The sequence below is a fragment of the Frankia torreyi genome, from assembly GCF_000948395.1.
GTDB classification, from domain to species: Bacteria; Actinomycetota; Actinomycetes; order Frankiales; family Frankiaceae; genus Frankia; species Frankia torreyi.
The window spans coordinates 78,534-101,162 of sequence record NZ_JYFN01000017.1; the positions used below are offsets into that span (position 1 = coordinate 78,534).

The window sequence follows — 22,629 nt, forward strand, 5'->3', positions numbered from 1 at the left end:
CTGAACTTGGAACTTGAAGTTCCATGTCCGGTGCACAGCAACCTAGCATTGACGACTGGTGATCGGCAACCACGATGCGTTTCGCCGGATGGCGCGTCATGCGCGCGGCGAGGCCTTCCCGCGGCGAGGCCTTCCCGCGGCCAGGGCCGCTGTGTCAGGCCAGAGCCGAACGTCCAGGTGAAGGGGGACATTCGCCGCTGTCCGGGGCCTGTCCATCGGCCGAACATGGATGGTGCCGGGGTGCCCAGCCGGGTCTCGGAGCGCTGACCCCGCTCGACGTCAGCTGGACATGACACATCGGGTGTTCGCCGGAGGGCAGGATGGGCGCCAAGACAGTTCACGAGGTCGAGTACAAGTACGAGGTCGGACCGGCCTTCAGCGCGCCGGCCTGGGACCGGCTGGCCGGGGTGGCGGAGGTGACCGCTCCCCGGACCGTGACGTTGGACGCTGTCTACTACGACTCCGACGACCTGCGGCTGGCGCGTAACCAGATCACCTTGCGCCGCCGCACCGGCGGTCACGACGCGGGCTGGCACCTGAAGTTGCCGGTGCGCTCCGACGAACGACTCGAGGTCCAACGACCGCTCAACGACTCCGCGGTCCCTCCCGGCGACCTGGCCGACCTGGTCCTGATCCACGTGCGCCCGAGCGACCTGCGGCCCATCGCGAAGATCACAACCGAGCGCACGGTGTGGCGGTTGCGTGATGCCGGCGGCCGGGACCTCGTCGAGATCGCCGACGATCAGGTCCACTCGGCGACCTTCGGTTCGACCACCGAACTACAGGCGTGGCGGGAGATCGAGACCGAGCTGATCGGCGACACCGACCCCAAGATCCTGGACCTGGCCGGCCGGACGCTGATCGAGGCGGGTGCCGCCCCGGCGGGGGACGCGTCGAAACTGGCCCGGGTGCTGGGCACGAGCCCACGCCCGACGTCCACCGACCGCGGCCGCACGCGGCTGCGGGGCAGGTCCCCGGCGGGCGCGGTGATCCGCGCCTACCTGGTCAGCCAGGTGGACGCGCTGGTCGAGGCCGATCCACGGGTGCGCCTCGACGAGCCCGACTCCGTCCACCGGATGCGGGTCGCCTGCCGGCGGCTGCGCAGCACGCTGCGCACCTTCGCGCCGTTGTTCGACCCCGACGTCGCCGAGGACCTCGCCGGCCGGTTGCGTGACCTGGCCTCGGCCCTGTCCGGCAGCCGTGATCGCGAGGTCATGCTCGAGCACCTCACCGCCGAGCTCGCCGCGCTGCCCGCCGACCTGGTGGTCGGCCCGGTCGCCGAACACATCGCCGGGCAGCTGACCGCCGACCTCGCCCGCTCCCGCGAGGAGACGCTGGCGGCCCTGCGGGCAGAGTCCTACCTACGGCTGGTCACCGATCTGCGCGCATTCGTCACCACACCCTACGAAGGCGCCGCGGCCCGGCCCGCCCGTGACGTCCTGCTCCCACTCGCCCACCGGGCGGGCCACAAGCTCGCCCGCCGGGTCACCGCCATCGAGGCCACCCCGCCCGGCCCGGCCCGCGACCTTCTCTACCACCAGGCCCGCAAGCAGGCCAAGCAGGTGCGCTACGCCGCCGAGGCCCTCGTCCCGCTCTACGGCACCGACGCCCTCGCCGTCGCGGCCTTCGCCGAACAGGCGCAGAACCTTCTCGGTGACCATCAGGACGCGATCGTCGCCACCGGCCTGCTGCGTCGATGGGCCGCGCAGGTCTCCCACGAACGCGACGGCGATCCACTGACCTACGGCGTCCTGCTGGGTATCCAGATCAGTCGGCTCCGTGCCGCCGAGCGGGACTTCGCCGCCCTGTGGAGCCAGCTGCGCCGCTCCCCGGTGCGCCGCTGGCTGCGCTGACCGGACGGCTGGGCGACGGCGGGCGACGGCGGGCGACGGCACCGTGCCGAACGTCTCGCCCTTGCCCGCCGTCCGACTCCCTGCACATCCCGTCCGGGGTGTGCAGGATCGGGCCACAAGCAAAATCTGCTCGTGGAGTCAGGCCACCCCGAGGGGGCGTTGCGATGACCTGTGATGTCGATAGCAAACGTGCGGGCGAATCCGAATGTTCGGCCGATCTGACCGTCGCCCTCACGACCTTGCGGGACGATCTGATCCGTTATTCGGAAGATCACGCGGTGGATCTGTCGCGGGTGTACCCGGGGCATGTGCGTAGCGCGGAGAACCTGCTGCACTATGTGGCTCTGCGGGAGCACGACGTCCGCGAGCTGCAGGTCCGGCTTTCCGAGGCCGGACTGTCCTCTCTCGGCCGCGCGGAGGGTCACGTCCGGGCCACGATCGAGGCGGTGCTGCGCGCCCTGCGCGCGCTGGACGGCGAGGCGACCAGCCCGCCAACCGGTGACTGGCTCACCTTCGCGCAGGGACGCCAGCTACTGACGGCGAACACCGACGCCCTGTTCGGTCCGCCACCGGTCGGCCGCACGGCGCGCATCATGGTGACGCTGCCGGCGGCCGCCGCGGACGACTACGGGCTGGTCCGCGAGCTCGTCGAACGCGGTATGGACTGTGCGCGGATCAACACCGCGCACGACGGCCCGCCCGCCTGGAATCAGATGATCGACAATGTCCGCCGGGCCGCGGCCGAGACCGGTCGATCCTGCCTGGTCGCGATGGACCTCGCCGGCCCGAAGCCTCGTACCACGGTCGCCGACGGCGACGAGCCGCACCGCCTGCACGCGGGTGACGAACTGCTCCTCGCCCGCGATCCGGAGCCGACGGGGCCAGCGCAGCCGACGGGGCCGGCGAGGTCGGCGTCGGGTCGCAGGGTGCGTCGGGTGGGCTGCACCCTCCCGCTGCAGAACGTGCACGTGGGCCACCGCGTGTGGTTCGACGACGGGAAGATCGGCGCCGTCGTCATCGCGACCGAATCGGACGCCCTGCGCCTGCGGGTGACCGACGTCGCTCCGAAGGGACGACGACTGCGTGCCGGGAAGGGCATCAACCTGCCCGACAGCACGCTGCCCATCCCCGCGCTCACCGACAAGGACGTGGCCGATCTCGGCTTCGTCGCGGCGAACGCCGACATCGTGTCGCTGTCCTTCGTCCGTCGACCACACGACGTGGAGGACCTGCAGTCCCGGCTGGCCGCGCTCGGCCGCGACGACCTCGGCATCATCATCAAGATCGAGACCCTGCAGGGCTTCGAGCACCTGCCCCAGATCCTGCTCACCGCGCTGCGCGACCGGCGGGTAGGCGTGATGATCGCCCGCGGGGACCTGGCCATCGAATGCGGCTATCGCCGGCTCGCCGAGTTGCAGGAGGAGATCCTCTGGCTGTGCGAGGCCGCGCACGTCCCGGTGATCTGGGCCACCCAGGTTCTCGACCAGCTCGCCCGCACCGGCCAGCCCACCCGTGCCGAGATCACCGACGCGGCGATGTCCGAACGGGCGGAGTGCGTGATGCTCAACAAGGGGCCCTACGTCGCCGACGCCGTCGCCCTGCTTGCCGACCTGCTCGGTCGGATGGGCGCCCACCAGCACAAGAAGTCCTCCCTGATGCGCCGGCTGCGCTCCTGGCAGGCGGAGCCGAAGGTCCCGCTCTGACGGCCGCCGCTGGCCGGCCGCCGGTTCTCGGGTCGGCCAGGTCCGGATGGCACCGAGTGCGGGCGGGTCCTCAGGAGCTCAGGCGGCGGTAGCGGGCAAGACGGCGCACCCCGTCCGCGGCGGGGCGGCCGGTGCAGGGCTCCAGGGCCGCCTCGAGCCGGGTGCGGACGGTGGACCGGTCGAGATGCATGCCTATCGCGACCAGACCGCTGGGATTTCCGGTCCCGGGCCTGGCCGCGACGTGGATCTGGCGTCCGACGACATTCACGACGTGGCCGCGCAGGCTCCGCCCGGTGTCCACGGTCACGGTGCCCTTGAGCCGGTACATGTCCGCGGGCAGGTCCTCAAGCAGGTCGACCAGCCGGCCGGGATCGACCGGGCCGGTGGCGGGAACGGTCACCGCGTTGACGCGCGGGTGCGGCTCGCCGTCGTGGTCGCCGTCGTGGTCGTGCCGGGCCAGGGCCGCGAGCGGGAGTTCGTCGACCGGGTCGTGCGGGCTGGCGGCGTCGAACACGAGGACCGGGTCGATGCGGCCATGGGTGGTCTCGACGACGTGGGCGTGGGGGTTGCTCGCGCGAATCCGGCCGGCGATCCGCGCCACCGTCTCGGCGCGGTGCGCCGGCGGAACCCGGTCAGTCTTGTTGATCAGGACGAGTGAGGCCGACGCGAACCGGGCCGGCGGTAGGCCGCCCGTGTCGACGGTGTCGAAGTAGGCGGCGGCGTCGACCACGTCGACGAGACCGCCGGGGCGTACGCGGTCCACGCCGCTGAACCGGATGAGCCTGGCGAGATGCGGCGGGTCGGCCACGCCGCTGGCCTCCACGATCACCGCGTCCAGCCGCAACCGCGGATGGGTCAGTTTCGCCAGCGCCTGGTCCAGGCCGTCCGTGTCCGGCAGGCAACACAGGCAGCCACCCGCGATCGAGGCCGGCTCGTCCACCTGGCCGGTGACCAGTGCGGCATCGACGTTGATCGCGCCGAAGTCGTTGACCACCACCCCGAGGCGCGCCCCAGGCGCCTGGAGCAGGTGGTTGAGCACCGTCGTCTTTCCCGCGCCCAGGTAGCCGGTAAGCGCGATCACGGGTACCCGCACACCCATCCCTGCCCGCCTCCCCCTCCCGGGCCGCACCGCGCCGGTGGCGCGATCCGCATCGCCTGGTGCGCGGATCCCGGGCTCGGGCCACGAAGACTATCCACCCGGGCCGGCCGTCGACCCGGCGGCCACGAGCCGCCCCGCCCCGGGTGCTTCACAAATGGGAACCTCGCGGGGAGCCATAAGGCCCCGCCACCAGAGTGGAAAAGCATCGCCGAGCCCGAAGGTTGTCGTCGGATTGCTTGCTAGGATCGGCGCGCGGGCGGCAGCGCCGAGGCCCGGCGGTCGAGAAGTCCAGTCGTGACCGGCGTCCGCGGATACTCCGGAAGGAAATTCCCGTGAGCAGCAAGCTCAACTGGCTCGTCTGCAAGGTCGGCTGCATCGAGTGCGGCATGATAGAGGACCCGGCGCTGAGAATCATCGGAGTGTATGCGGACGAGCAGGAAGCCATTGCCACCGCCCGCAGTACCGCCCAGACGATCGCGCAACGTTGGGGGATGACCAATCCCGACGAGCCGTACCCGGTGAACGCGACCGAGATGCTGGGCTCGCGAACGGGCGCCGGCTGGATGTGGACACCCGCGGACCACGAGCAGGTCTTCGCGGTGCAGGTCCCGTCCTGACAGCTCGGTTGCCTGCGGGTGGCGGCCCTGTATCGATCCGCTTCCGGACCCGGCCGAGGCGGTTATCCTGCGGTGGCGGTTTTGAGTAGCCGGCCGCTGCCGTCGTAAAATCGTAGAACGGGCGCCCTTGACTGCAGCCAGTGCCGGACCGCGTACTTGTCGGTCGGTTCAGGTCCGTCCACCTGAACGGATCGCATGATGAAGAAGCCGTCCTGGATCGGGACCTGAATCGTCTGCCCGTCGGGCGTGGTCGCCGTGATCCGTGCGACCTCGGTGCTCACCAGTCCACCGGCGGTGTGCACCCTTCGTGGGTCATCAGGCCTGTCCAGCCCGCCAAATTCGTGGCTGCCGGAAACGTCGATGGATACGGGGTCAGGGGCGGAGCGAGTGGGCGCCGTGATGCTCATAAACCCATAGGCCAGTGAGATGTCCGGCCGGCCGGCGGCGTCGAGCGGGATCTCGCACTCGGTCGTTGTTGAGTCAATGGCCAGCAGCACACTCATACTGATCCCCACATTGTCGCGGACCGCCGCTCGCGGGATCAGGCCGAAGGTGGGGGACCGGGCCGGATCCGCTTTGCCGGGACCTGACTGCGCGCATTCCAGGGGGATCGCAGCCTTCTCGGCCGGGGAGAGGTGAACGGCCGTGTTCGTGGAGCTGGTGATCGTGTGGCTGGGGGGTGGCGCGGCCGGGAGCAGCGACACGTGATCGTCGCTGCCCGTCCTCGTACCGCCGAAGGCGACCGCGGCGCTGGTCACGGCGGCCGCGAACACCGTGACCAGCAGGATCGTCCGCCTCGCTGCCCGGCGTCGGCGTTCCCCGGAGACCCGCGCCTCGACGCTGGTCCAGATGTGCTCCGAGGGATGTGCACGCAGATCCCCGGCCGCCGCGCGCAGCCACGCGGCGGTGGTCTCGTCGGTTGTCATGCGGAACCTCCCGTCATCGATCCAATTTCATGTGCCGCGGTGCCATGGGCCGCAGCGTCGGACGCCGCGGTGTCCTGCGCCGATGTCACCTGCTGGTGGTGACGCCCCTGATCGGGCGGCTTCGGCGACTCGGCCCACTCGGAATGCAGCGCGGGGTGCAACCGCAGCTTCGCCAGTCCCCGGGATGCCTGGCTCTTCACGGTCCCGACCGACCGGCCGAGCACCGTGGCCACCTGATCCTCGGAAAGGTCGTCGCAGTAGCGCAGGACGACCACCGCACGCTGGCCCGGCGGCAGCGTGGCCAACGCCGCGGCCAGCCCGGCCCGGTCCTCCACCGCGGTAAACCCACCGCCGTGCCCGGCCGCCTCCGGCACCGTCGCCACGAGATCCTCGGCCACCCGTCGCCGGCTGAACCGCCGCCTGTTCGCGTTCACCAGGATGCGGCGTACGTACGCGTCCGGATGGTCGCTGTCGCGGACCCGACGCCACGCCACAAACGCCCGCGCGAGCGCGATCTGGGTCAGGTCCTCCGCCTCCGTGGCATCCCCGCAGAGCAGGTAGGCCAGTCCCAGCAGCCGCGGCAGCCGCGGTGCGAAGAACTCGCGGAATTCCCGGTGTCTGTCCTCATCCATGCGCCCCTCCACAGCCACCCAGATCCCGCCGAGTGGCCCGCGGGTTGCTCCGTCGGGAAACTTTCGTCCCATTCGCCGGCGGCGGAGCCGGCGACCAGCGAAGACTCGCTGGTCGCCGCGGCGGGACGGGGGCTACCTTCGTCGAAACGAGGTGAGTGCCAGGTGCGCACGAACCCGACGGCTCCACGGGATCTCTGCCCGGAGTTGCCGGCTGACCCTGGTCACCAGGGTCCAGGCTTTGTCGGACTGCTGTGGCCTGGCCGGCCCTGGGGCGAACACCGCGGCTTCATGGACCGCGACAAGGTCCGCGACCGGTTCCGCGAGACGTGACGACGCGTGGCTTTCCGTCGCGGCGACAAGATCTTTCCCGGTGTGGCTGCGCACTAGGGGAATACCCGCGTCGACCAGCCGGTCGACCATCTCCTGGCGCGCCCCCTCGATGCGCGCGGAAACGTCGCTGTTCCCGCGTCTCCGGCGGGCCCGGATCGTCTTGGCGACCGGGACGGCGCCGACCACGAGCAGCGCCGCGCCGACGACGACCGGCAGAGCGACGAGGACCGGCGGCCAGTCACCGTCGCGTGCCTCGGTGTTTTCGGCGTCGTCGGTACCGCCGGACCGGTGGGGCAGGGAACCGGGCACCTGCCCCGCCTGGGATGCTCCGCCGGCACCTCCCGCCGCGGACGGCGGACCGCCGGCCGGGTCGGGGTCCGGGCGCGGTAGTGGCTGCGCGTCGGCCCGGTCGTTGCGGGGGGATGGGTCGAACGACACCCAGCCGGACTCCTTGAACAGCACTTCCGCCCAGGCGTGGACGTCGCGGCCGGTGATGCGGAACTCGCCGGACTGGGCGTCGGGGCGCGGCGCGAGATACCCGAAGACCACCCTGGCCTCGTAGCCGAGTGAGCGGACCATGACCGCGAACGCGCTGGCGAACTGTTCGGAGGTGCCGCGACGGTCGGCGAGGAGCCGGCTGATCTGGTAGAGACCGTGTCCCGCCGGGGCATCGACGCTGTCGTCGTAGCGGTACTGACCGCTGCGGAGAAACAGGTCACGGACCGCCTGCACCTGCGCGAGCGGAGTACGCGCGGACGCCGCGGCCCGGTCGGCGGCGTCCCGGACAGCCCGGGGAACGTCGTAGTCGGCCCGCTCCGTCATCCGGACCGGAACATCGACGGCCAGGCGGTCGTCGTCGTCGACGACCGGGACCGCACCGACGACCGAGTAGCTGGCGGGCACGGGTCGGTCGGACGGCACGACGATGTCACCCGTCGACGGGTCCACCCCCATGCCGCTGACGGACAGCCGCAGGGGGCGTCCCAGGGCCGGAAGCCAGGTGAGAGACCCTGGCTTCACAACGGTGACGCCGATCTCCTCCTCGCGGCTGGGCACCGTGACCGGTGGCGACGGCAGCCGCTGGTCCGCTCGCCGGTACGCGGCGGAGGCCGTCCAGTAGACGCCGTCGAAGTCCGTCAGGGTGACGGCACGCAGCTTGTCCACCGCCGTCGCGGAGTGGACAACCAGCTCCGGACCAAGGTCAGGGTCCTTGCCGTGCGCCAGGGCCGGGAACGCGACGAGTGGGTTGATGGTGGAGCGCGGTGTCACGGGCTGGGCGACGAGCGACTGGGCGTCGAAGCGAGCGGTGTCGCCCGAGCCACCGGGCACGATCGGCACGAACAGCAGCGCCAGGACTATGGCTGTGAGGGCGGCCGCCGGCGGAGCGAGACCCCGAAGGATCTTCACGGCCCGGCCGGGTCCGGGCCCGGGCCGGGTGCCGGCGAGGCGTGGACCGGCCGGCACCCCGCGCCGACCTCCCCTGCCGGACGTCCGGCCGGGCGTCCGGCCGAACATCGTCGTCGACGCCTCGCGCCAGCCGCCCGCCATGATCTGTCGGGTGGCAAGCTGCGCCGCCACGACCAGTGCGAAGCCGGGTCCGAGCCAGCCCGCGGGGGGGCCGATGGAGGCGCCGACCGCCAGGCCGACCACCGCACAGACCAGCGGGGGAAGGGCGGGCAGCAGGGCGTTGCGCCGGCGCTGGACGAGTTCGGCGCTGAGCAGGGCTGCGACCCCCACGGCCAGGACGACCGCGGCGAGCTCCGGTCCTTTCGCCTGCACCGGCAGGCCGCTGGTCAGCAAGCGGCGGGGCCCGTCGAGGACGTGGCGGCCCGGCGTGAGCACCACCAGCACGTAGGCGATCAGGCCGGCAGCCGCTGTTGCCGTGCGGGTCGCGGCGGTGAGCCGGGTGCGGACGAACAAGATCCCGCTGAGTCCGACCGGCACCACGACCCCGCCGAGGATCGCCAGGTCGAACCGTCCGATGGCGCCGTCCGACCGGTAGCCGCCGAACACCGGCGCGAACACCAGGCCGCTGAGGAGGGACAGCGCGGCGGACAGCGCCGTCGAGAGCACGACGTCCAGGCGACCGCCCCGCTGTTCGGCGGGGACGCGGACGGAGCCGGCACGGGAGGCGGAGCCGGCACGGGAGGCGGAGCTGGCACGGGAGGCGGAGTCAGGAACGGAGGCGGCGGTCACGAGGCGCCCAACCGGCGCCATGCCGCGACGGCGTCGACGGCAGTCGGAGCGCGCAGCACGACCGCGCCGGGGCGTGGCAGGGCGGTGGGCCGCTCGAGGTCGGCTCGGAGTGAGATCACGACGACCAGTGCGTGCCGGCCAAGCCGGGACAGCAACGGGGCAGTGACCCCGTCGTCATCGCCGGTCACGACGACGACGCACCCGCCGGGGTCGATCCGGTCCACGGCGCGCAGGACCACAGGGGCCGTCTCGCCCTGGACCGGGCGGGCCGCGGCGAGACGGTCCAGCGGGTCGGCGGCGACCGGAGCGCCGGTGTCGTTCTCGCCGATGATCCGCAACGTTGCGGGCCGCCCCCGGGAGGCGGCGCCGAGCACCCCGCCGAGGGTGAACGAGGCGGCGACCTCGACGGCCTCCTCGAAGCGTGCCTCGTCGAGCACCGACGCGCGCGCGTCGAGTACCACCGTGACCGTGGGCTCGTCGGCGTCGATGTGTTCCTTGACCATCAACGTGCCGGTGCGTGCGCTCTGCTTCCAGTGGATGTGGCGCGGGTCGTCGCCCAGGGTGTACGCCCGCAGCGACGAGAACGCCGCCGTGCCCGCCGTGGCCGTGCCCCGTACCTGTCCTTCGACGTCGAGGACGACACCCGCCGGCGGGTGCTGGAGCGGATGTACCCGTGGCCGCACCCAGACGGTCAACTGGCCCTCGACCAGACGGGACCGGCGAAACAGGCCGAGCGGATCCCGGCGCTCGACCGTGACCGGGCCGAGCACGAGCGTGCCGCGTCGCGCTCCGGGCACGGGATACTGCACGGTTCGCCGGGAGCCGGGAGCCACCGTCTCGATCCCCAGCTCAAGCGGCTCACCATCGATCCGCTCGACGGCCACCAGGCGCGGCGCCGGCCACCGGGAGTCGTTGCGGGCGACCAGCCGGCCGAGCGCGAACTCGCCGACCGTCAGCCGGTCGGGCAGCACCGTGCGGCTGACCGTGAGCTGGGGTCGCACCAGCACGGTCGCGGCGGCGAGCAGCGCAGTCGTGGCGGCGGTCACGGCGAGGCCGACGAGCATCGGGNATCCCGCCGCGACCCCCAACGCATACGTTCCGACCACCGCACCGAGGAATCCCCATCCGACGGGCGTGACCACGGCGGCCGTCGCCCGTGCCGCGTCCGCCGCCCGGGTGGCCGTTGACGTCGCCACGAGCTAGTTCGCCTGGGTTCGGGTCGGCGCCGGGACGCTTGCGAGCACGTCGTCCAGGACGTCGGTCACGGAGATGCCGCGGACGTCGGCGTCGGCCGTGAGCAGGAGCCGATGGGCCAGCACCGGCCGGGCGACGGTCTTGATGTCGTCGGGGACGACGTACCCGCGTCCCTGGCCGTAGGCGAGCGCCTGCGCGGCTCGCAGCCAGCCGATACTGCCTCGGGGGCTGACTCCCAACCGCAGCTCGGGTCGTGTCCGTGTCCTCGCGGCGAGGGTCGCCACGTACTGCACGATCGAGGGCGAGGTGTGTGCCTGCCGGACCGCCGCGACGAGCTGGCTCACCACCTGGGGCGAGGTGACCGGCTCGAGATACGCGGCGGCCCCGGCCGAGTCGGCTCCGGTGAGTATCGCCATTTCCGTCGCGAGATCAGGGTAGCCCACCGAAAGGCGCATGAGGAAGCGGTCCAACTGCGCCTCGGGCAGCCGGTAGGTGCCTTCCATGTCGATAGGATTCTGGGTTGCGACGACCATGAACGGCAAGGGGACCTGGTGGGTCTCGGCGTCCACGGTCACCTGCCGTTCCTCCATGACCTCCAGCAGCGCCGACTGTGTCTTCGGGGAGGCCCGATTTATCTCGTCGCCGATGACGACATTGGCGAAGACCGCGCCCGGGCGGAACTCGAAGCGGGCGATGTCGGATCGCCACATCGATATTCCGGTGATGTCCGAGGGAAGCAGGTCGGGGGTGAACTGGACGCGCTGCGACGTGCCGCCGATGGTGGCGGCAAGCGCCTTGGCCAGGGAGGTCTTGCCGACGCCCGGGACGTCTTCGACCAGCAGATGGCCGCCGGCGAGCAGGCACGCGACCGCGAGTCGGACCACCTCCGACTTGCCGTGCACAACTCGTTCGACGCTGGCGACGATGGCGTCGTGTATGTGCGCGAAGGTCGCCCCGCTGCCGCCCGGATAGGCGATATCGCCAGGCGAACCGAGTGGCGGGTAGGCGGCTTCCGGCTGGGAAGTATAGGTCATCGTTCCCTCATGTGAATATGGTCCGGGGCGTTCAGTGGCCGTCGGCGACCAGGCACTGCGGCGAGTTCGCAGCGGCCGGGGGCGGTGTTCCGGTGGTCGTCACCAGCGCGGCGACGGAAAAGCAGTGCACACTGCCGTCGAGATTGCCGGAGCGCCAGGACTTCTGGTCCCGTTCTACTTCGAAACCATTGTCGCTGCCATCGACGTAGACAAGGTACCCTTTGATTCCGAGTGGTTCCCCTTTGCCGCCGAAGGACACCTCGACGATTCCCGGGCTGGGCGAGTCGGCGACGAACGGGATCGGCAGGAGGAACGGAACCGTCGCTGGAGCTCTCGCTGGTGCCGGCGTCCGGCCCTGCAGCGCCAGCCCAATCCCGGAGCCGGCACCCACGATCGCGACGGCCAGCACGGCCGCCGGCAGCCGCCACGGCCGCCGGCGCCGGCCGTGGGCGGCGGCCGCATCCGCGGCCGGCCGGGGCGGGGCGGGAACGGTGGCGTCCGCGGTCGCCAGCGGTTCCCCTCGGCGCGGGCGGGAACTGTCGCCGGGCGCCACGGTGGGGCCGTTCGTCCGGCCCGCCTGTGCCGTCGGCTGGGCGGGTGCCAGGGCGGCGGCGGACAGCGCGCCGACCAGCTCGTGGGCCGTGGGCCGAGCTTCCGGCGCCTTGGCGAGGCAACTGTCGACCGTCGCCCACAGTGGTTCGGACAGGTCGGCGGGCCGCGTGGGAGGCAGCTCGAGATGCGCCCGAAGGAGAGCCGCATCGTTGTCGCCGTCGAAGGGTCGCCGGCCGGCGAGCAGTTCGTAGGCCATGACTCCGAACGAGTAGACGTCGGAGGCGGAGGTCGCCGGGCGTCCGGCCGCCAGTTCCGGCGCCAGGTAGGCCGTCGTCCCCATCAGCCGGGTGGCTCTGGTGAGCGAGGAGTCGCCGGCGGCCCGCGCGATCCCGAAGTCGGTCAGCCGTGCCACCAGCTGCGCGGCGCGGCGTTCGACGAGCACGTTTTCCGGCTTGACGTCGCGGTGCACGATGCCGGCGTCGTGGACGGCCGCCAACCCGTCGGCCACCTGGGCGAGCAGCGCGACTGCCTCCGCCTCGGCGAGGCCGCCGGCCGCCATCGTCCCCCGCAGGTCCTCGCCGTCGACGAGATCCATGACGATCGCCAACGTCTCACCCTCGGCGACCAGATCGTGGACCCGGGCCACATTGCGGTGCCGCACCCTGGTCAGCGTGGTCCGCTCCCGCAGGAATCTGGCGACGGTCTCCGGCTCGTCCGCCAGGTCGGAGCGCAGCACCTTCACCGCGACGGGCCTGCCGTTGTCGCGACGCCGTCCCCGCCACACCTGGCCGGTGGCACCCCGACCGATCCTGCTGTCAAGCAGGTAGTTGCTGCCGAGCGCCCGCCCACCGGCGGGGGTCGGGACCACCGGCAGCGGCGCGGTCGGCGGTCGAGTCTCGAGCTGGTCGTAGGCGCGAGCCAGGAGCGCGGCGAACTCGCCCGCCGTCGCCGGTCGCTGCCGTGGATCGGTCGCCATCCCCCGGCGGACGACGTCCTGGACCGCGGCGGGGACGCCGCACCCCGCGAGATCGGGAGCCGGGCCGGTGAGCATCCGCAGCACAAGGTCCTGGTCCCCGGCGCGGTCCGCGTACGGGACCCGGCCCGACAGGAGCGTGAAGACCGTCGCGGCGAGGGCGTACACGTCGGAGGCGATGGTCCAGTCGGCCCCGCCGAGCACCTCCGGCGGCCGGTAGCCGACCGTCGGCCCGGGTCCGTCGTCGGCCAACGCGGGTAGCAGCGGGGGTGCCAGCGCGACAGCCTCCGCGGGCCCGGTCAGCAGGTTCGCGGGGGTGATGTTGCCGTGCAGCAGCTCGTCGGCATGCAGGGCGTCGAGGCCGGCCGCGCCGCCGACCGCGGCGCGCAGCACCACGGCCGCGGGCAACGGTCCCTCGGCACGCAGCCGGTCATCGATCGATCCCGTCGCCCGCTCGCTGACCAGAAAGCAGGTGCCGTCGTCGGCGCGCCCGACCTCCAGCACGGGCCAGAGGTGGGGGTGGGCCGGAAGTGCCAGAAGATCCTCGGCCTGGTCGAGGAAACGGCCGAGGACGGGTTGGTCGAGGCGGCCGAGGAGGTGTACCGCCACGGCGAGGTCGTCGGCGAGCCGCGTGGCGGCGATCACCGGGCCCAGCCGACCGGCGGCGAGGGTCCTCTCGACGCGGTATCCGGGTAGTACGGGCGCCGGGCATGCGGCCGCCGTCTCCTGTGGTCTCACGGTCGAAACGTGCCCCCGTCCACGCATCGGCTCGGACTGCGCCCGGCGGTGGTCGGCGCGCGTGACTACGACCGGGTACTCGTCCTGGCTGCGGCCGTCCCGCCACGCTGCGCCGACGGTGGCGAATGCACTAGCGGAATGCTGCGAGTCAGAAAGTAGCGTGGCCGCGCCGGACCGCCGCAGGGTGGCGCCGGAGAGCGACCGCGTCACTGTCCCGCCACGGCTTTGGCCGACCCGGGTGTGCCCGCGCGGTCCTCGGGCCAGTCGACCGCCGGCTCCCGGACCGGGTCCAGCACCTGCACGAGCTCCGGGTTTCCTCGGGCCACCAGCAGGGCCCGACCGGGAGGCCACCGCCCGAACCCCGAACGTGGCAGCCGGAGGTCGAACACCTCGCCGTCCACCGGCGACGTGGGGCACAGCAGCAGCCCGGAGCGGGACCGTAGGGCGCCGGCGACCCAGCCCCGGTAGCGGCTCGCGATCAGGTCCTCGGTGGTGCCGGCGGCGACGAGGATCGAGCCGCTGTCGCGTGCGGTCCGCAGGAACCGTTCGAGGAGGGCCGCCGCGCCTGCGTCGCCGACCAGCTCGGCGTCGTCCACGACCACCGCTACCGGCCTTCCCGACGTTGCGCACTCGTCCACGTGCCGGGCCAGATCGTCCGCGCGGTGGCAGACCTCCACCACCCCGGGCAGCGCGGCAAGGCCCCGCAGCGGCGACTGTCGGGGAGCGGCCAGGACGACGGGCAGCTCACCGTCGACCCGGCCGCGCAGGGTCTCGATGATCGAGACGAGCGCGCTGCTCCGGCCCGATCCCACCGGACCCGCCACGACGAAGCTGCCGCCGAGCGCGCTGAGATCGACGTCGATCGGCGCGAGATGGTCACCGCCGACCACCGGCGTGCAGACGGCGTGACCCGCGGCCGGCGTGGCATACGCCGCCCGTGCCACCAGCGGAGTTGCCACGTCGCGCAGTCTGATCCGCTCGGGCAACGGGTCGAGTCGTCGCGGTCGTCGGTGCTCGGGCGTGCTCTCCCAGCGACGGCGGGCCTCGGCGGCGAGGTCGACGACGGCGGCGGCGTCGGAGCAGACGACCTGCACCTGCTCACCGGTGGCCGCCCACACCGCGCGGCCGGCGGGCATCCCCCGGGGCACGCGCCGGCGGTCCAGGCCGTAGACGGCGAAGTCCTCGTGGTCGGCCTGGCGCAGCACCAGCCGGGACTCGACCATGCCGCTGATGCGGTAGCTGAACCCGGAGCGGTCCGTGCTGAGGACGACGAACACCCCGGCGGACGGGCCATGACGCAGCAGCCGCTCGACGGCGTCGACGAGGCGACCGCCGTCGGTGTCGGCGTACCGAGCGTGAAACCCCTCGAGCTGGTCCAGCAGGACCACCAGGTACGGAAGCTGATCGGCCGGAGGTGCACAGGCGCGTTGCTCGGCCAGCGATCCCTGCCCGGCGGCGGCGAGCTGGCGCTGCCGGCGGGTGATCTCGCGGTCGAGGAAGGCGAAGAGTCGGTCGAGGCGGGCCAGGTCGGTGCCATCGACGACCGCGCCGGTGTGCGGCAGGGCGGCCAGGCCCCGCATGGCACCGTTCCCGCAGTCGATCGCGTAGAGGTGCACGTCCGCCGGGCTGCCGGTCTCGGCGAGGCCCGCGGCCAGCGTGCGCAACACGGTCGACCTGCCGCTGCGGACGGTCCCGGCGACAGCCAGCGCGCCGGTCCGTTCCAGATCGACGACAAAGAGGTCCTGAACCTGGTCCGCCGGCCGGTCCGCGAGCCCCAGCGCCACGGCAACCGGCGAGTCGCCACGTGGCACCGCCGCAAGGTCGGTTCTGGTCAGCAGCTCGGGCAGCGGGGGCAACCAGGGCCGTCGCGGTTCGGCCGCCCCGGTCTGCCGGGCGGCCGCCCGGACGTCGTCGATGATCACGTCGAGGTCGGTCCGGCCGGTCTGATCAGCCCGCTGCGGCTGCGATGGTGCACCGCCGGCGTCGGCGAGTCGCCGGGGCACGACCCGCGCTGGCCCGGCGGCGAGTGCGGCAGCCGGCCTGGGCCAGCCGACGCGCGCGGTCTGGAAGGCCGTCAGCTCGCGATGGCCGGTGCGCAGGTAGGCCCGGCCAGGTGTGCGGCTGGAGAGGTGGGCCGCGTCCGGCACGTCGACGACGTCGGTGCTGTCGGCCTGGCTGGTGACCCGCAGGCAGATCCGGAGGTTGACGTTGGCCCGCAGCTCCGGGGTGACCACGCCGGCCGGTCGCTGGGTGGCGAGGATCAGGTGCACGCCCAGGCTGCGGCCCCGCATGCCGATGCCGACCAGTCCCGGCACGAAGTCGGGTACCTCCTCGACGAGGGTCGCGAACTCGTCGACGACGATGACCAGCCGCGGCAGCCGCCCGGCCCCCGACACCCACAGCTCGTCCACGTCCTTGGCGCCGGCCGCCGCCAGCAGCCGTTCGCGGCGACGGAGTTCGGCGCTCAGCGACTCCAGCACCCGGCCGGCATGGTGACCGTCCAGGTCGGTCACGAGGCCGACGCAGTGGGGGAGCGCCGCGGCGGTGGCGAAGGCGCTGCCACCCTTGTAGTCCACGAGCAGAAACGTCAGGGCCTCCGGGGAGTTGCCCAGGGCGAGCGAGGCGACCATCGTCTGGAGCAGTTCGGACTTGCCCGATCCGCTGGTGCCCGCGACGAGCGCGTGCGGTCCGTCGCGGCGGAGGTCGGCCGTCAGCGGACCGTCCACACCGACGCCGAGCAGCATCTCGGTCGACTGCTCCCCGCCCCCAGCCCCGCCCCCAGCCTCCTGCCCGGGCCTGGCCCCGGCCGCCCAGCGCGCCAGCGTGGCGGCGGGTGAGGACTCGGTGAGACCGGCGAGTTCGACGTACCGCAGCGACTCGGGCAGTTCGGCGCCCGGCCCCATGCCACCGAGCAGCCGCAGCGGCCGCAGCGCCCGGGCGACGTGCTCGGCCAGCTCCCGCGGCATCCCGTCGGCGACGACACCGTCCACGGTTGCGGTGGTGGGCCGCCTGATCCGCAGCCGACTGCCCGCCGGGCCGTCGGCCGTCACGGTGGCCCGACACTCGTCGGGCAGACTCGCTTCGTTCACGTCGAGGCACACGGCGTACACCCCGACGGCGGGCCCGTCGCGGAGGACTTCGGTGAGGCCACGCAGCGCGCGCAGTCGCCGAGCGCCGTCCAGCAGCAGGACGTAACGGCGGCCGGCGGGACGCGGATCGGGCGGGCCGGCGGCCTGCCCGACACGCCGCTCCTCGATGAGCCGGCGCAGCTCGGCGAGCCTCGCCTCGGCCTGGTCCGCATCGACCCCGACCGATCGCCAGGGCGCCTCGGCGGCTGTCGACGACGGCCGTAGATGCGGCAGCCACGTCGTCCACTCCCAGTCCGTCGCGGTGTCCGGTTCGCCGGTCAGCAGCACCAGACCCACGGCGTCCGGATCGTGCAGGACGGTCACCTGGACGACCAGCGCCCGCGCCGCGGCCAGCACCGCGGGCCGGCATCCGGCCAGGCCGACGACGCCGGCGGTCGGTAGATCGATCGTGACCGGCACGAGCCGGCACATCGGCACGTCGACCGCCCCGTCCGGGTCGGCGATCCGGACGTCGAGGGCGCTGGTCGCCAGCCCGCACCGGAGCCGGAGGAAGTCGTCGCTGTCGACGCGCCGTTCCCACAGCCGGCCGGTCGGCGCGACGACGGTCGTCAGGAGCGTCGCCGGGTCGGGGAGCTGCGCTCGCAGGCGGAGCTCCTCGGCCTGGGCGAGCGTCGCGAGCTCGGCCCGCAGGGCGGCGAGCCGGTCGGCGTGGTCCCGTACCTGACGATGGTGGTCGGCACGCCCGGAGCGTCGGTCGCTCCAGACGTTCGCCACCAGCATCACGGGTGACAGCACCATGAAGACGAGGTAGTAGCGGGCGCCCGGCAGCAGCGCGAACAGTGCTCCGGCAACCAGCAACGGCATCGCCACCGACACCAACGGGAACCGGAACGCCCGCGGCTCCACCGGGGCCGCGGGAACGCCGAACGTGGGCTCCGGTCGAAGGTCCGGAATTCGTGGTGGTCGGTTGACCACGTACCCGGGACCGAGCGGGTCGGCGGTGAGGACGTCGCTGACCCGCGCTGATCGACGCAGCTCGAGCACCGTCTCACCGAGCTGGAACACGTCGCCGGCACGCAGCGCCACCCGGTCGTCGAGTCGGTAGCCATGCCAGGACACCCCGTTGCGGGAACCCGCGTCGGACAGTTCGACCCGGTCGGAGTCGATCGTCAGGATCGCGTGGTCCCGGCTCACCTCGGGATCGGACAGCACGATGTCGTTGCCCGGGTCGCGCCCCACCCGCACCTCGCCCGAGAGCGGCAGCGCCGCGGTGGACCCGGCGTGCAGCCCGCCGACCACGGCGAGCTGCCACTGCCCTTGCCCGGTCGGCTGTCCTTGCTCAGTCGACTGTTCTTGCCGGTTCGGCGGCGAAGCGGGAACGGGCCGGCCGAGTGCCACGACCGAGCCCGGGAGCAGCCCCGCGTCGGTGAGCGTCAGCGTGTCATCCAACGGCGCCGTACCCGCGTACAGCGCCTCGCCGGCACCGACGCGGCGGACATCGACGCGGCGGGCCGGTACTTCGTGGGTGGCGCCGCGGAACGTCCGCAGCGCCGACCGGACGTCGCCGACCCGGGTGTCCGGACCGATCGCGACGGAGACGACCTGCCGGTCTCCGCCGCGATCGACGAGTTCGAGGTCGAGGTCGAGGTCCATGGTGGTGGGCGGCTGTGCGCGTGGAGACGTCGCCTGATCGCCTTCAGGCGCCGGCGGCGGTCAGCGCCTCGGCGCGGCGGCGGACCTCCTCGGCGGCGGAGGTGAGCGCCGCGGACAGGCTGCGAAGGGCCGGCCGGTACTCCGATTCCCAGGAGGCGCGGAACCGGTCCGCGGCGCCGCCCTTCCAGTTGGCGTTGTGCACCTGGGTGGTCAGCTCCGACAGGAGCGTGTCGACCGCGCCGCTCTGCCGCTTGAGGCTCACATTCAGGCTGTTGAGATCGCCGATCTCGGCACCGATGACTGCCATCCGACACCTCCGGACTCGTGTTCCACAGACGGTCTGTGGCGCGATGCCGAGGCTAGGGAGAGCGGCGGCCGATGGGAATCGGGAACCCTTCCCATGGTTTCTAGCGCCGCAGCAGGTGCAGATCCTCCTTGGTGACCAGGCGCGTGGCGATGGCGTATTCGGCGAGGTTGGTGAGCGCGTTCCACCCCGTCAGGTTCGGTACGCCGGCGTTGGTCAGCCGGGTCCGGAGGTGCTCGATCCGCTTCACCAGCGTGGTCCGAGGCCAGTCGAGCCGGGCCGCCGCCGCGCCGTAGCTCTTCGGGTACGGGTCATGCCGGGGCGGGTCCTCGAGGTACCCCGCGAACAGCGCGACCATCGCCAGCCTGTCCGCGCTGTTCACCACCACGCCCTCGCCGGCCGATGTCGAGGTCCCGACCACGGCCGCGACCACCACCTGGTCCTTGCGGGGAACGGTCACCTGCAGCGAGTAGGTGCCGGCAGCGCCGTCCAGGACGACCCGCACCGGCGCCTCGACGGCGACTCGACGACCGGGCGGGACCACACTGCGGAAACCGAACTCGTCGACGACCGCGAACAGGCGCCGGCCGCTGTCGTTCGACAGCCACCAGGTGCCGCCCTCGTCGCAGAGAGACCCGGCAACGCGGGAGATCGCCGCGTCACCGATCGCCAGCCGTGCCGTGCAGTCGTGGGAGCGACCGAAGGTGAACCGCTCCCCCGGGACAAGCGGATACGAGTGACCGTCGAGCTCCACCTGACCGGCCATCTGAGGGAACCCCTTCCCGTTCTGCCGCAGCGTGCTGTGTCCGTATCATCGCCGCCAGCCCCGAGAGGAGATCTGTGAGCCCCGGATCGCGCACCGCCACCCCCGCCGCGGCCCGCCGGGTCCCGCGAACCGTCCGCCGGCTGGTGGCGTCGCGCGGAAGCCTGGTCCGTAGCCGCCTCGCCCTGTCGGCGGTGCTGCTCCTGGTCGTGGCCGGCGTCTCGACCGGCACCGGGTACCGGGTGTCGAAGTCGGTGCTCGGGAACGGGAGCGCGTATCTGCCGGCCGGCCACGGCATCGCCCACGCCAACGCGGCCGCCCGGCAACCTGACGCGCAGCTCGAGGGCTCGTTGGCGACCGGGCGGCAGCGGCTCGAAGTCGTACAGGCCGGCCGCCTGCTCTACGCGATCAACAAGGACACCGGGGTGGTGTCGCAGGTCGACACGTCCCGGATGACGGCGACCACCGTCGTCGACCAGGCGTCGGATCGCGGCGAGAGGTCCCTCGTGGCCGGCGGCCTGAACGCCTATGTCGTGTCGAAGACCGGCACCACCGGCTCGGTCGCCCTGCTCGGGCCCGGCCACGGTACGGGCAGACCCATCAGGCTGGAGAAGAAGATCGTCGGCCAGGTGGCGGACTCGGCGGGAACGCTGTGGATCCTGCTCGCGGACGGAAGCCTGGTCCAGGTGCGGGGCACCAGCCTGGTCGGCAGCCCCATCGACGTCGGCGGGGACACCCGGCTCCTGCTGACCCTCCTGCACGACCGGCCGGTGGTCGTACGCGCGGACGCAAACAAGCTCGTCGTCGTGCGGCCCGACCACACGACGCACCGCGTCCCGGTCACGCTGCCGGCCGGCGTACCGATCCGGGTCTCGGCGCCGAGCGAATCCGCGACGGCGGTATGGCTGATCATCGTCCCGACCCGGCAGCTCATACGGGTCGACGTCGACAGCGAGACCGTCGGTGATCCGGTCGACCTGGGGCCGAGCGCGGACCCCCGGTACGGCGACCCGCTGGAGGTGCACGGCCGGGTCTATGCGCCCGACGACACGAACCACCAGGTCCTGAGGTTCGACGCGGCGTCCCTCACGAAAGCGGACCCGCTCCCGCTGCCAGCGAACGGTTCAGGGAACGTCGAGCTCAAGGTCGACGGCGGCTGGCTGTGGATCAATGATCAGTACGCGAGGGTCGCCACCGCGATCAACCCGGACGGCAGCAGCTTCAACATCGACAAGGGAGACGGCCCTGGACTCGGCGCGGGCGCGGCGGGCCTGCCTGGTCAGGGCGCCCCGTCACTGCCCGGCCCCGCGCTGTCTTCGACTCCACCCACGCCCGACTCCCCACCGGTGCCGCGGACCGTGCCGAACCCGTTCCGCCCGAGCACCCCGCCGACCCGTGCCCCGGAATCCGTCGCCCCGTCGGCAACTGCCCGGCAGACCGCTGCCCCGCCGGCCGCTGCCCCGCCGCCTGCCGCCCCGCCGCCCGCCGCCCCGTCGACCAGCGGACCGTTGGCCGACCGGCCAACGCAGCCGCTCGCCCCGGGACCGCTCGCCCCGCGACCGCTCGCCTCGGGGCCGCTCGGCGGGGGGCCGCCCGCGGCACAGTCGCCCGCCGTAGGACCCACCGGGCCGGTGGCGCCGAGCAGCGTCGGGCCGGGTGGACCTGGACCTGGCGGGGTGCCGAGGGTCGCGGTGCCCAACGTCATCGGTCTGAGCCAGACCGAGGCATGCGCCCAGCTGCGCTCGAAGCGTCTTGACTGTCGCCCCGAAGCCGACGGCAAGGGCGGTGGCGCCACCGGGTCCGTCGTCGACACCGACCCACCGGCCAGGACCTCGGTTCAGGAGAGGTACATCGTCGTCGTCCACTACCGGGATCGGATTACGGTGCCGGGCCTCACCGGGAGCACCGTGGCCGCGGCGTGCGGGACCGTGAGCGATCTGGGGCTGACCTGCGTCCAGGCGCCCTCAGGGCTCGCCGCGAGTGCGGCCGGGCTCAACATTGTCACTGCCCAGACGCCAGCGGCCGGTGCGCGGGTCGACACCGGTGGACAGGTCTCCGTCACGTTTCCCAACCAGATCGCGGTGCCCCAGCTCACCGGCCTGGCCGCCGATGACGCCTGCAACCAGGCGAAGGCGGTGGGCTTCGTCAACTGCAGCGGGACCGACATCGGCCCTGCACCGGCCGGCCAGGCCCCGGCGACCGTCGTCAACCAGACGCCGGCGGTCGGCACGGGAGCGGCACCGACCGGCCCGATCACCGTGCAGTACTACGGGACCGCGCAGATCACTGTTCCCGACCTGACGGGGATGAGCCCCGCGGCCGCCCAGGCGGCGCTTACCAGCAAGGGCCTCGTACCCGCCCCTTCGCCGGACGAGGTCACCAACCAGCCGAACGTGGTCCATTCCCAGAGTCCGGCCGCCGCAACGGCGGTGGCGTCCGGTACGCAGGTGCAGTACGTCTACGAGGATGCCGCGCCGGTGCCGCTGTATCTGCACAAGCGGGCGGGGGATCCGTTCTACCTGTTGAGCACGGAGGCAAGCGTGGCGGGTTACAGCAACCAGCGCAGCCTCGGCAACGTCTTCCCCGCCTCGTCGCCGGGCGGCGGGACCACCGCCGTCTACCGTTACCGCTGTGACAATGTCTGCGGATCCGGGACTACCTACTACTTCTCGATGAGCAATGTTGCCAGCTTCAATCCGGGCTGGGTCAACGACGGGGTCGCCTTCTACGCCTATGCGCAGCCGCCGGCGGGTGCCTCGTCGATTGCCGCCATGTTCAGCCCTGGGGACAGTTCCTGGGTCTGGGCTGTCGATCCCTCGTCCGAACACGACATCTACGCCGGCCGGGGGTACACCAGCGGGAACAACTTCACGCTGGGATACGTCTGGCCGTGACGTGCCACCAGCCCTCGGGCGGTGGTTGCCACGCACTGCCGCGGCAACCGCCCGAGGGCCGGCGGGGCGATATTCCGCA

General features: G+C 72.5%; 14 protein-coding genes. 4 read left to right on the forward strand and 10 right to left on the reverse strand.

All coding sequences use genetic code 11. From position 1 onward, the window contains the following. Nucleotides 1–320 precede the first annotated feature (320 nt). Both FF36_RS12855 and FF36_RS12860 read left to right on the forward strand, forming a co-directional pair. On the forward strand, nt 321–1,853 hold the full coding sequence (locus tag FF36_RS12855) for a CYTH and CHAD domain-containing protein (RefSeq protein WP_044885285.1): 1,533 nt from the start codon (nt 321–323) through the stop codon (nt 1,851–1,853). Nucleotides 1,854–2,131: 278 nt separating this feature from the next. Next, a complete protein-coding gene (locus FF36_RS12860) occupies nt 2,132–3,556 on the forward strand; it encodes a pyruvate kinase (protein WP_055409231.1) in 1,425 nt (474 codons plus the stop codon). Nucleotides 3,557–3,626: 70 nt separating this feature from the next. On the opposite strand, the gene FF36_RS12865 is transcribed toward FF36_RS12860, so the two are convergent. Continuing rightward, nucleotides 3,627–4,655 carry a CobW family GTP-binding protein gene (locus FF36_RS12865; RefSeq protein ID WP_044885286.1) on the reverse strand — a complete coding sequence of 343 codons (1,029 nt, stop codon included), beginning with the start codon at nt 4,653–4,655 and terminating at the stop codon, nt 3,627–3,629. A gap of 332 nt (nt 4,656–4,987) precedes the next feature. Here FF36_RS12865 and FF36_RS12870 point away from each other — a divergent pair, with 332 nt between their 5' ends. Beyond that, nucleotides 4,988–5,272 (forward strand): hypothetical protein, encoded by a 285-nt coding sequence (locus tag FF36_RS12870; RefSeq protein WP_044885287.1) that lies wholly within the window; start codon nt 4,988–4,990, stop codon nt 5,270–5,272. Between the two features lie 62 nt (nt 5,273–5,334). Here the strand turns inward: FF36_RS12870 and FF36_RS12875 are convergent, their stop codons facing one another. The 9 genes from FF36_RS12875 to FF36_RS12915 all read right to left on the reverse strand — a co-directional run bounded on the left by FF36_RS12875 (nt 5,335) and on the right by FF36_RS12915 (nt 19,659). Continuing rightward, entirely contained in the window at nt 5,335–6,198 is an 864-nt protein-coding gene (locus FF36_RS12875; protein ID WP_052681087.1) for a hypothetical protein, read from the reverse strand. Further along, on the reverse strand, nt 6,195–6,830 hold the full coding sequence (locus tag FF36_RS12880) for a SigE family RNA polymerase sigma factor (RefSeq protein ID WP_082121879.1): 636 nt from the start codon (nt 6,828–6,830) through the stop codon (nt 6,195–6,197). The genes FF36_RS12875 and FF36_RS12880 overlap by 4 nt, the downstream gene beginning before the upstream one ends. A gap of 132 nt (nt 6,831–6,962) precedes the next feature. Then, nucleotides 6,963–9,356, reverse strand: a complete 2,394-nt coding sequence (locus FF36_RS12885) for a transglutaminase TgpA family protein (RefSeq protein ID WP_128423303.1) — start codon at nt 9,354–9,356, stop codon at nt 6,963–6,965. After that, a complete protein-coding gene (locus FF36_RS40800) occupies nt 9,353–10,420 on the reverse strand; it encodes a DUF58 domain-containing protein (protein WP_422615089.1) in 1,068 nt (355 codons plus the stop codon). Before FF36_RS40800 ends, FF36_RS12885 begins: the two co-directional genes overlap by 4 nt. Before the next feature lie 135 nt (nt 10,421–10,555). After that, nucleotides 10,556–11,584 carry an AAA family ATPase gene (locus FF36_RS12895; protein ID WP_082121882.1) on the reverse strand — a complete coding sequence of 343 codons (1,029 nt, stop codon included), beginning with the start codon at nt 11,582–11,584 and terminating at the stop codon, nt 10,556–10,558. A 31-nt stretch (nt 11,585–11,615) separates the two neighbouring features. After that, nucleotides 11,616–13,847, reverse strand: coding sequence for a protein kinase domain-containing protein (locus tag FF36_RS31515; RefSeq protein ID WP_161849157.1), 2,232 nt, complete (start codon nt 13,845–13,847; stop codon nt 11,616–11,618). Nucleotides 13,848–14,053: 206 nt separating this feature from the next. Further along, a complete protein-coding gene (locus tag FF36_RS12905; RefSeq protein ID WP_063925286.1) occupies nt 14,054–18,589 on the reverse strand; it encodes an FtsK/SpoIIIE domain-containing protein in 4,536 nt (1,511 codons plus the stop codon). Between the two features lie 43 nt (nt 18,590–18,632). After that, on the reverse strand, nt 18,633–18,896 hold the full coding sequence (locus tag FF36_RS12910; protein WP_044885289.1) for a WXG100 family type VII secretion target: 264 nt from the start codon (nt 18,894–18,896) through the stop codon (nt 18,633–18,635). A 100-nt stretch (nt 18,897–18,996) separates the two neighbouring features. After that, nucleotides 18,997–19,659 (reverse strand): hypothetical protein, encoded by a 663-nt coding sequence (locus FF36_RS12915; protein WP_044885290.1) that lies wholly within the window; start codon nt 19,657–19,659, stop codon nt 18,997–18,999. Nucleotides 19,660–19,733: 74 nt separating this feature from the next. On the opposite strand from FF36_RS12915, the gene FF36_RS39965 reads away from it, so the two are divergent. Then, nucleotides 19,734–22,550, forward strand: a complete 2,817-nt coding sequence (locus FF36_RS39965; protein ID WP_044885291.1) for a PASTA domain-containing protein — start codon at nt 19,734–19,736, stop codon at nt 22,548–22,550. Nucleotides 22,551–22,629 lie beyond the last annotated feature (79 nt).